9 protein-coding genes are annotated in these 9,887 nt (G+C 42.0%); 8 read left to right on the forward strand and 1 reads right to left on the reverse strand.

The window, feature by feature from the left end:
• The first annotated feature begins 210 nt into the window (after positions 1-210).
• From Q0212_RS12380 to greA, 8 genes are all read left to right on the forward strand, one after another.
• The gene (locus tag Q0212_RS12380; protein ID WP_297925960.1) at positions 211-678 is read left to right on the forward strand and encodes an Lrp/AsnC family transcriptional regulator; all 468 of its coding nucleotides are present in this window, start codon (positions 211-213) and stop codon (positions 676-678) included.
• A 4-nt stretch (positions 679-682) separates the two neighbouring features.
• On the forward strand, positions 683-1,018 hold the full coding sequence (locus tag Q0212_RS12385) for a hypothetical protein (protein WP_297925962.1): 336 nt from the start codon (positions 683-685) through the stop codon (positions 1,016-1,018).
• On the forward strand, positions 1,015-1,419 hold the full coding sequence (locus tag Q0212_RS12390) for a YchJ family protein (RefSeq protein WP_297925963.1): 405 nt from the start codon (positions 1,015-1,017) through the stop codon (positions 1,417-1,419). Before Q0212_RS12385 ends, Q0212_RS12390 begins: the two co-directional genes overlap by 4 nt.
• A gap of 66 nt (positions 1,420-1,485) precedes the next feature.
• Positions 1,486-3,411, forward strand: coding sequence for an LTA synthase family protein (locus Q0212_RS12395; RefSeq protein WP_297925965.1), 1,926 nt, complete (start codon positions 1,486-1,488; stop codon positions 3,409-3,411).
• A gap of 170 nt (positions 3,412-3,581) precedes the next feature.
• Positions 3,582-4,724, forward strand: coding sequence for a glutamine-hydrolyzing carbamoyl-phosphate synthase small subunit (carA, locus tag Q0212_RS12400; RefSeq protein ID WP_297925967.1), 1,143 nt, complete (start codon positions 3,582-3,584; stop codon positions 4,722-4,724).
• 100 nt (positions 4,725-4,824) lie between these two features.
• Positions 4,825-5,553 (forward strand): pyridoxine 5'-phosphate synthase, encoded by a 729-nt coding sequence (locus tag Q0212_RS12405; RefSeq protein WP_297925969.1) that lies wholly within the window; start codon positions 4,825-4,827, stop codon positions 5,551-5,553.
• 107 nt (positions 5,554-5,660) lie between these two features.
• Positions 5,661-8,876 (forward strand): carbamoyl-phosphate synthase large subunit, encoded by a 3,216-nt coding sequence (carB, locus tag Q0212_RS12410; RefSeq protein WP_297925971.1) that lies wholly within the window; start codon positions 5,661-5,663, stop codon positions 8,874-8,876.
• Between the two features lie 2 nt (positions 8,877-8,878).
• Positions 8,879-9,355 (forward strand): transcription elongation factor GreA, encoded by a 477-nt coding sequence (gene greA, locus Q0212_RS12415; protein ID WP_297925974.1) that lies wholly within the window; start codon positions 8,879-8,881, stop codon positions 9,353-9,355.
• Between the two features lie 58 nt (positions 9,356-9,413).
• Here the strand turns inward: greA and Q0212_RS12420 are convergent, their stop codons facing one another.
• Positions 9,414-9,767, reverse strand: a complete 354-nt coding sequence (locus Q0212_RS12420; RefSeq protein WP_297925976.1) for a type II toxin-antitoxin system ChpB family toxin — start codon at positions 9,765-9,767, stop codon at positions 9,414-9,416.
• Between the last annotated feature and the right edge of the window lie 120 nt (positions 9,768-9,887).

Below are 9,887 nucleotides of genomic sequence, written 5' to 3' on the forward strand. Positions count from 1 at the left end.
GGGCATTTCTTTCAAATCACTACAATCAAAAATTTGCACCTTATGCCCATACTCAAACTCTAAAAACCAGACCATAATATTTACCGCATCGGTTCATGGATGGAGGCGAAAGAACGGACTAAAATGGTGCAAATGCGAATAAAATATATTTGACTTATAGCAGCGCGTAGACTGGATTGACGAAGGAAACCCATCATTAAAGGTTGGCTTATGCAACTCGACCGCTACGACCGCCAAATTTTAGAGCTATTGCAACAAGATAGTCGCATCAGCAATCAAGACCTTGCCGATAAAATTGGCTTAACGCCTTCACCGTGTTTGCGACGCGTCAAAACTTTAGAAGACTTAGGTTTTATTACCGCCTATCGTGCTTTAGTTGATGCTAAAAAATTGGGATTAAGCTTAATGGCGTTGATTCATATTTCGATGGATCAGCATACGCCCGAACGTTTTAACTATTTTGAAGAAAGTATTGTGGATATTCCCGAAGTATTAGAGTGTTTGTTAATTACGGGGCAATCTGCTGATTATCAACTCAAAGTAGTGGTCAAAGATATGGATGGTTTTCAAGAGCTATTGCTCAATCGTATTACCCGAATTACAGGTGTAACAGGTGTGCATAGTAGTTTTGTGTTGCGTAAAGTCATGGATCGAACTGCGTTGCCTGTGAGTTTATAAATAAATGTCCTCATTAATTTATCTCTCTTACCAACAACATGAAGTGATATTAGACCGAGACTTTCAATTTATTATTTTGGCTAATGGTTTAGATGTGTTGTCGGAGTCAACCTATCGTTTAATGATGGGAAAATTGGCCGATATTGGCCAAACAGAAAGAATCGTTTCGGTGGCTTGTTTAAATCAATGGTGTGCGGCCTTACATCAAGAATTAGCCAATTATTTAAGCCATCCACATCAAGAAGCCAGCAATATTAAAGATGTTTTGCAGCAATTAAATGCTTTACTTGCGTTGGCGAATCAAGATAATGCCCAAACATTAATGAGTTGTTGTGTATGAAAAAAACAGATGTATGCCCTTGTGGCTCAAGCAAAATTTATCAAGATTGTTGCCAACGTTTTTGGGCAAGCCAACAAACAGCACAAACCGCTGAAGAGTTAATGCGCTCACGTTACACAGCTTTTGTCTTGGAAAAAGCCCAATATTTAGTCGATACCCATCATCCCGATCATCGCCAAGCAGACGAATTAAAAGCTCTAAAAAAGTCGTTTAAACATACGCAATGGTTAGGTTTAGAAGTGATGGATAAAGAGCAGGGTCAAGCTAATGACCATACAGGTATTGTTGAGTTTAAAGCCCATTTTAAAAGTTTAGGGAAAAATCATGTTTTGCATGAGCGCTCACAATTTGTTAAAGAGCAGGGTAAATGGTTTTACACAACGGGTACAATTTATCAATGATGTGTTAAGTCTTTTTTAAGTAAAGTCTCGCACCCTATCAGTCTTTATTTTTCTTAGACGACTTTCATGTTTAGCCTACATCAAACTTTATGGCGGTTTAATTTGCCCGCTATGCTTGCTTTTTTAACCTTATTGGCTTTTAGTGGCTTGCGTGTGTTATTAACGGCTATTTCTTGGCCACAGCTAGATAACAATCCTGCCGAGTTGGCGAGCGTATTTTTACGTGGTTTATTGTTTGATGGTGTTGTTGCTGTCTATGTTTATGGTGTGTTTGCCATTTTGGGCGTGTTTGTCCCCGAAAAGTGGCGACAAAAAGCATGGGGACACAAAGCAACGTTAGTCCTTGCCAGTAGTTATTTATTTGCACTCGGTTTTGTTGTTGTTGCTGAATGGTTTTTTTGGCAAGAATTTAATGTTCGTTTTAATTTTATTGCCGTCGATTATTTGGTTTATCGCCGAGAAGTGACAGGTAATATTTCGGAGTCTTATCCAGTTATCCCCATTTTATCAACGGTCGCTGTTATTGCCTTGGCAATCACCTATTTATTACGCTCTCAAATTCAAGACAGTATTAATAATCCTCTCAATAAAAAGCAGCGCGTAATTTCATTAATAACAGCAATATTGTTGATGTTTGGGGTCGGGCAGTTACGCGGTAACGATGTGCCACAACTATCGAATAATATGTATATTGAAGAATTGGCACGAAATGGTGTCTTTCAGTTTTTTTATGCTTTTAGACACAACCAGTTAGATTATCCCACTTTTTATCAAACCATTGAGGATCAGCAAAAAGCATCTAATTTATTAAAAGCCAATGTGGTGTTGCCGCATGAGCAATTATTACATCCTCACGAATTATTTGATGTCACCCGTCAGGTTAATGTGCCAGAAGCTGAACGCCGTTTAAATGTGATGCTAATTACGGTCGAAAGTTTAAGTGCCGATTATATGGCAGCATTTGGTAATCAAGAAAATTTAACCCCACATTTAGATGCACTCAGCAAACAAGGCCTATTTTTTAGCCAATACTATGCCACAGGCAATCGTACCGTACGCGGTTTAGAAGCCTTAACTTTAGGTATTCCTCCTACCGCAGGTAGTGCTGTGGTGCGGCGGCCACATAATGATGGTTTGTTTTCTTTAGCCTCTGTGCTGAATAAAAAAGGCTATGACAGCAAATTTATTTATGGGGGGTATGGTTACTTTGACAATATGAATGCTTTTTTTGCGGGTAATGGTTATCAGGTCATTGACCGTACAGATTTTAGTGAAGATGAACAAGGTTTTGCTAATGTTTGGGGAGTCGCTGACGAATACTTATATTTACGCACCTTGCGTGAAGCTGATAAAAGTTATGCTGCTAAAAAGCCTTTTTTTTCTATTGTCATGACCACCTCTAATCATCGGCCTTATACTTTTCCTCAAGGCCGTATTAATGCGCCACAAAAAAAGTGGAGTAGTGCGGTTAAATATACCGATTGGGCAATTGCTAATTTTTTACAACAAGCCAAACAAAAGCCGTGGTTTAACGATACTATTTTTGTCATTAGTGCAGACCATTGTTCAGGCAGTGCAGGCAAAACTGCCGTACCTGTAGAAAGGTATCATATTCCTTTAATTATTTACGCTCCACAACATATCACCCCAAAACAAATTGACCAAATCGCCAGTCAGATGGATGTCCCATCAACCATTTTGGGTTTATTAAATATGGATTATGTCAGTCGTTTTATTGGTCGTGATATTTTGCGTACCCCACAAAATCAGCAACGAGCCTTGATTGCTACCTATCAGCGTTTGGGTTTGTATAAAAATGATGATTTAGTCATTTTATCACCACAAAAACATGTTGAAATTCATCGTCAACCTTTGGCAACCGATCAAGTGTTACGTGCGGAGGCAAATCCTGAGTTGGTGCAAGAAGCAATGAGTTATTATCAAGGTACGGATTATATGTTGAAACATGGGTTGTTGAAGGCTGTGCCTTAATTTTAAAATTGCAAACAAAATTGGACTTTTTGCGCATTTTTCCGTAGAATCGCGCAAATTTTTTCTAAGCGAGGCGAATAGGTCAGCGGGATGACAAAATCACCGTTGTGTCTAGTTCTGTCTCGCTTTTTTGTAAGTGTACAATCGCAAAGTTTAGCGCGGAGGTTCGTTTGAGTAAGCCCGCCCTTTTAGCCCTAGCAGATGGCAGTATTTTTCGGGGAACTGCTATTGGTGCTGACGGTAGCACTGTTGGGGAAGTTGTTTTTAATACGGCCTTAACAGGTTATCAAGAAATCCTCACCGACCCTTCTTATTGTCAACAAATCGTTACCTTAACCTATCCTCATATTGGTAATACAGGTATCAATAACGAAGATGAAGAAGCTGCAAAATTATGGGCAGCTGGTTTAATTATTCGTGATTTGCCTTTAGTTGCCAGTAGCTTCCGTAGTCAAGAAACCTTATCTGACTACTTAAAACGTCATGGTATTGTGGGTATTGCTGATATTGACACTCGTCGTTTAACCCGTATTTTGCGTGAAAAAGGCGCACAAAACGGTTGTATCTTAGCAGGCGACAATATCAGTGAAGAAGCTGCATTAGCTGCTGCACGCGGTTTTGGTGGTTTAAAAGGTGCTGACTTAGCAAAAGTCGTGACCGTGACTGACAACTACTTGTGGACAGAAGGCTCTTGGCAATTAGGTCAAGGCCACGTGACACCAAAAGAGCCAGCCAAATTTAAAGTGGTTGCTTATGACTTTGGTGTAAAACGCAACATTTTAAGAATGTTAGTTGACCGTGGTTGTGATGTGACTGTTGTGCCTGCACAAACCCCTGCGGATGTTGTGTTAGCCATGAATCCTGATGGTGTGTTTTTGTCTAATGGTCCTGGTGATCCTGAGCCATGTACTTATGCCATTGAAGCCATTAAACAATTCTTAACCACAGATATTCCTGTGTTTGGTATTTGTTTGGGTCATCAATTATTAGCCTTGGCTTCTGGTGCAAAAACCTTAAAAATGAAATTTGGCCATCATGGTGCGAATCATCCTGTGCAAGATTTAGCAACAGGTCGGGTAATGATTACTAGCCAAAATCATGGTTTTGCGGTGGATGAACCAAGTTTACCAGCAAACTTGCGTGCGACACACAAATCCTTGTTTGATGGTTCTTTACAAGGCATTCATCGTACCGATAAACCTGCATTTAGCTTCCAAGGCCATCCTGAAGCAAGTCCAGGCCCACACGATGCTGATAAGTTGTTTGACCATTTTATTGAGTTAATGAAGGCTTACGCATTGCACCGCAATTAGCGCGTTTTAATCGCATCAGGCGAAGTAATTATTACCCTCACTCTAACTCCCTCTCCTTTGGGAGAGGGTTGGGGTGAGGGTTAACAAGAGTAAACAAGGTATGACCGCTTTATCTGTCAACATCAATAAAATTGCGCTAATCCGCAATTCGAGAGGGCGTAATTACCCTGATGTTAACTACTTTGCTGAGCGTTTTTTGCAGCTTGGTGCAAGTGGCATAACCTTGCATCCACGTCCTGATCAACGTCATGCACGTTATCAAGATGTGGTTGAACTCAAAGCCTTATGTGATCGTTATCAACAGCCATTAAATGTTGAGGGTTATCCAACCCCTGACTTTTTGGCGGTTGTGAAACAAAATCGTCCTGCACAATGTACCTTAGTCCCTGATGACCCACAGCAAGTTACCTCAGATCACGGTTGGGATTTGCGCCAACATGCTGAGTTTTTGCAGCAAATTTGCCAAGAGCTAACGCCTTTGGGTATTGAAGTCAGTTTGTTTGTTGATTATGACAATGCTGATATTGCCTTAGCCAAAGAAATTGGTGCAGCACGGGTTGAGTTGTATACCGAACCGTATGCTGAAGCGTTTGGCACAGCTGATGAAGAGGTTGTATGGCAACAGTTTGCGCGTGCCGCACAATTGGCACAACAAGCAGGTTTAGGGGTCAATGCAGGGCATGATTTGAATTTACAAAACCTACCAAGGTTTGTCCAAATTCCAAATATTTTAGAAGTTTCCATTGGTCATGCATTAATTGTGGAATGCCTAGAACAAGGTATTGAAGCAACAATGCAGGCTTATAGACAAATTTTGCAGACTAGATGATGCCCCTCACCCCAACCCTCTCCCAAAGGAGAGGGGGTCTCTCTCCCTGTGGGAGAGAGTTAGAGTGAGGGCAGCTAAATCCAAAAGCGTTTTATTGGAGTAGAGTGATGCCAAAACGGCAAGACCTTAAAAGCATTCTGATTATTGGTGCAGGTCCGATTGTCATCGGCCAAGCGTGTGAGTTTGACTATTCTGGCGCACAAGCCTGTAAAGCTCTGCGCGAAGAAGGCTATCGTGTTATTTTGGTTAACTCCAATCCTGCGACGATTATGACCGATCCGAGTATGGCCGATTCAACCTATATCGAGCCAATCACATGGCAGACGGTTGCTAAAATTATCGAAAAAGAGCGTCCAGATGCGGTATTGCCAACGATGGGTGGTCAAACCGCATTAAACTGTGCTTTAGCCTTGGATGCTAACGGTGTATTAGAAAAGTTTGGTGTTGAGTTAATTGGTGCAACCAAAGAAGCGATTGAAAAAGCGGAAGACCGTAAATTATTCGACCAAGCGATGCGTAAAATTGGCTTAGAATGTCCACGCGCCTCTATTGCAGAAACGATGGAACAAGCCTTAGAAATTCAATCACGTTTTGGTTTTCCAGTCATTATTCGTCCATCCTTTACCATGGGTGGTTCGGGCGGTGGTATTGCTTACAACCGTGAAGAATTTGTCGAAATTTGTGAGCGTGGTTTTGATTTATCACCCACTCATCAATTGTTAATCGACGAATCGTTGATTGGTTGGAAAGAATACGAAATGGAAGTTGTGAGAGATAAAAACGACAACTGTATTATTATCTGTTCGATTGAAAACTTTGACGCGATGGGTGTACATACAGGTGACTCGATTACTGTTGCCCCTGCCCAAACCCTCACCGACAAAGAATATCAAATCATGCGTAATGCCAGTATTGCGGTATTGCGTGAGATTGGCGTAGAAACAGGTGGTTCTAACGTTCAGTTTGGTATTGATCCAAAAACGGGTCGTATGGTGGTGATTGAGATGAACCCACGCGTTAGCCGTTCATCTGCTTTAGCCTCCAAAGCAACAGGTTTCCCCATTGCCAAAGTGGCCGCTAAATTGGCGGTGGGTTATACCTTAGATGAATTGCAAAACGACATTACAGGCGGCAAAACCCCTGCGTCTTTTGAACCATCCATCGACTATGTAGTGACCAAAGTACCTAGATTTACCTTCGAGAAATTCCCACAAGCCGAACAACGCTTAACCACTCAAATGAAGTCGGTGGGTGAAGTGATGGCGATTGGCCGTACTTTCCAAGAGTCTGTACAAAAAGCCTTACGTGGTTTAGAAGTTGGTGCAGATGGTTTTAGTCCAAAATTGAATTTGGCTGCGCCAGAATCTGAAGACAAATTACGTCACGAATTAAAAAATCCGGGCCCTGACCGTATTTGGTACATTGGTGATGCCTTCCGTGCAGGGTTAAGCGTCGAACAAGTGTATGAATACTCTGCGGTTGACCCTTGGTTCTTGGTGCAAATCGAAGACGTCATCAAAGCCGAAGCTCAAGTCAAACAGTTAGGTTTTGCGGGTTGTAGCCGTGATGTGTTATGGGGCTTAAAGCGTAAAGGCTTCTCTGATAGCCGTTTAGCCAGTTTATTAGGCGTTAGCGAAAAGCAATTGCGCAAAAAACGTTGGGAATTGGGTGTTTATCCAACTTACAAACGTGTTGATACTTGTGCTGCTGAATTTGCCACTAGCACTGCCTATATGTACTCTTCGTACGAAGAAGAATGTGAGGCACAGCCTTCACAACGTGACAAAATTGTGGTGTTAGGTGGTGGTCCAAACCGTATTGGTCAAGGTATTGAGTTTGACTATTGTTGTGTGCATGCAGCCTTAGCGATGCGTGAAGATGGTTATGAAACGATTATGGTTAACTGTAACCCAGAAACCGTTTCTACCGACTATGACACTTCTGACCGTTTGTACTTTGAGCCAGTTACCCTCGAAGACGTGTTAGAGATTGTCCGTGTTGAACAGCCTAAAGGCGTGATTGTGCAATACGGTGGTCAAACACCCTTAAAATTAGCCCGTCATTTAGAAGCTGCTGGTGTGCCAATTATTGGTACTAGCCCAGATGCGATTGACCGTGCCGAAGACCGCGAACGTTTCCAACAAATGGTTGAGCGTTTAAATTTACGTCAGCCACCAAACCGTACTGCACGTAACCCAGAAGAGGGTGTACGTTTAGCAGCCGAGATTGGTTATCCTTTAGTGGTACGTCCTTCCTATGTGTTGGGTGGTCGTGCGATGGAAATCGTTTATAACGAAGAAGAATTACGTCGTTATATGCGTGAAGCGGTACAAGTGTCCAATGAATCGCCTGTGTTATTAGACCGTTTCTTGGATGATGCGATTGAAGTGGATGTGGATTGTGTGTCTGATGGCGAAACAGTAGTCATCGGCGGCATTATGCAGCACATCGAACAAGCAGGTATTCACTCAGGTGACTCGGCCTGTTCATTACCACCGTATGCTTTAGATGAACAAGTACAAAACGTGATGCGTCAACAATCGATTGATATGGCGCGTGAGTTGGGTGTTGTTGGCTTAATGAACGTACAATTCGCGGTTAAAAACAACGATGTGTATGTTTTAGAAGTAAACCCTCGTGCCTCTCGTACTGTGCCGTTTGTGTCGAAGTGTATTGGTGTGTCATTAGCCAAAGTTGCTGCACGTTGTATGGCTGGTCAAAGCTTACAAAGCCAAAACTTTACTAAAGAAATCATTCCACCTTATTTTAGCGTCAAAGAAGCGGTATTCCCGTTTGCTAAATTCCCTGGTGTTGACCCAATTTTAGGGCCAGAAATGAAATCAACAGGCGAAGTTATGGGCGTTGGCAAAACCTTTGGTGAAGCCTTCCATAAAGCCGTGCTTGGTTCTAACGAAAAATTACCGAATGGTGGTTGTGCCTTTATTTCTGTGCGTGACTCCGACAAAGCCTTATTGCCACAAATTGGCCGTGATTTAATCGCTTTAGGCTTTAATTTGGTGGCTACAGGTGGCAGTCAAAAAATTCTCGCGCAAGCAGGTGTACCTTGTAAGCGTGTCAATAAAGTGACTGAAGGTCGTCCACACATTGTTGATATGTTAAAAAATGGTGAGATTAATTTAATTATTAACACCACCGAAGGTAAACAAGCACAACAAGATTCCTTCTCGATTCGTCGCAGTGCCTTACAAGGTAAAGTGTATTACACCACCACGATTAGTGGTGCAAATGCAGTGTGCCAAGCCTTAAAAGCACAAGGTGAGTTATCGGTTGCTCGTTTACAAGACTTGCATTTGGAGGTTTAGTCATGCAACGTTATCCGATGACAGTGGCGGGGGCAGATGCCTTACGCGCTGAACTCGACCGATTAAAAAATGTTGAGCGTCCGCGGATTACCGCGGCGATTGCTGAAGCACGCGCACATGGCGATTTAAAAGAAAACGCCGAATATCATGCAGCGCGTGAACAACAAAGTTTTGCTGAAGGTCGTATTAAAGAAATTGAAGCCAAATTATCGAATGTGCAAATTATTGACATCACCAAGATGACCAATAATGGCAAGGTAATTTTTGGTGCAACGGTTGATATTGAAAACGTCGAAACAGGTGAAGTCAAAACCTATCAAATTGTTGGCGAAGACGAAGCTGACATTAAGTTAGGTAAAATTTCCTCTGGTTCGCCCATTGCTCGTGGTTTAATGGGCAAAGAAGAAGGCGACACCGTGACGATTACCACACCGTCAGGCAAAGTTGAATACGAAATTAGTGAAGTGCGCTACGTGTAACGTGTTTTGCTGACTCTAAAAAGCCTCGTCAATTTTGCGATTGATGGGGCTTTTTTATTTAGCGTTCTAATATTGCCTCTAAACGCATTAAAGTTTCTTCAACAATAGCCGCAGGTGCTACTTCAACTTTTTCGGCCTTACGTGCTGTTACGTCCATCATCCGTATCATATTAACTAAAATCGCGCCTTGCGTGTTTGTGCCTGCGCCTGACAAGGTGACGGCAAAGCCTGCAAAACGCGAGAAATCGCCACCTTGTGTAATCGGGGCAACTAATGTCATACCCAATTCATTAAATTTTTTTGGCGAAAGTACCAGTGCAGGCCTAAAATCACCTTGTAATTCACGGCCTGATGTTGGATTTAAACACACACGAATAATATCACCACGTTCAAATACGCTACGTTTTACCATATTTCATCACCGACAGCATGTCATTATTGTTTATATCTTGAACGACAATCACATTTAATAAATCACTATTATCATTAGTTAATTGAGTGACTGATAACGTATAGCTTTCTGCAAAACTAC

The sequence above is a fragment of the uncultured Agitococcus sp. genome, assembly GCF_937920075.1.
Lineage (GTDB): Bacteria > Pseudomonadota > Gammaproteobacteria > Pseudomonadales > Moraxellaceae > Agitococcus.

Coding starts and splice junctions, on each gene's coding strand:
- Q0212_RS12385 (WP_297925962.1), top strand. CDS start 683: ATGTCCTCATTAATTTATCTCTCTTACCAACAACATGAAGTGATATTA.
- Q0212_RS12380 (WP_297925960.1), top strand. CDS start 211: ATGCAACTCGACCGCTACGACCGCCAAATTTTAGAGCTATTGCAACAA.
- Q0212_RS12395 (WP_297925965.1), top strand. CDS start 1,486: ATGTTTAGCCTACATCAAACTTTATGGCGGTTTAATTTGCCCGCTATG.
- greA (WP_297925974.1), top strand. CDS start 8,879: ATGCAACGTTATCCGATGACAGTGGCGGGGGCAGATGCCTTACGCGCT.
- carB (WP_297925971.1), top strand. CDS start 5,661: ATGCCAAAACGGCAAGACCTTAAAAGCATTCTGATTATTGGTGCAGGT.
- Q0212_RS12405 (WP_297925969.1), top strand. CDS start 4,825: ATGACCGCTTTATCTGTCAACATCAATAAAATTGCGCTAATCCGCAAT.
- Q0212_RS12420 (WP_297925976.1), bottom strand. CDS start 9,767: ATGGTAAAACGTAGCGTATTTGAACGTGGTGATATTATTCGTGTGTGT.
- Q0212_RS12390 (WP_297925963.1), top strand. CDS start 1,015: ATGAAAAAAACAGATGTATGCCCTTGTGGCTCAAGCAAAATTTATCAA.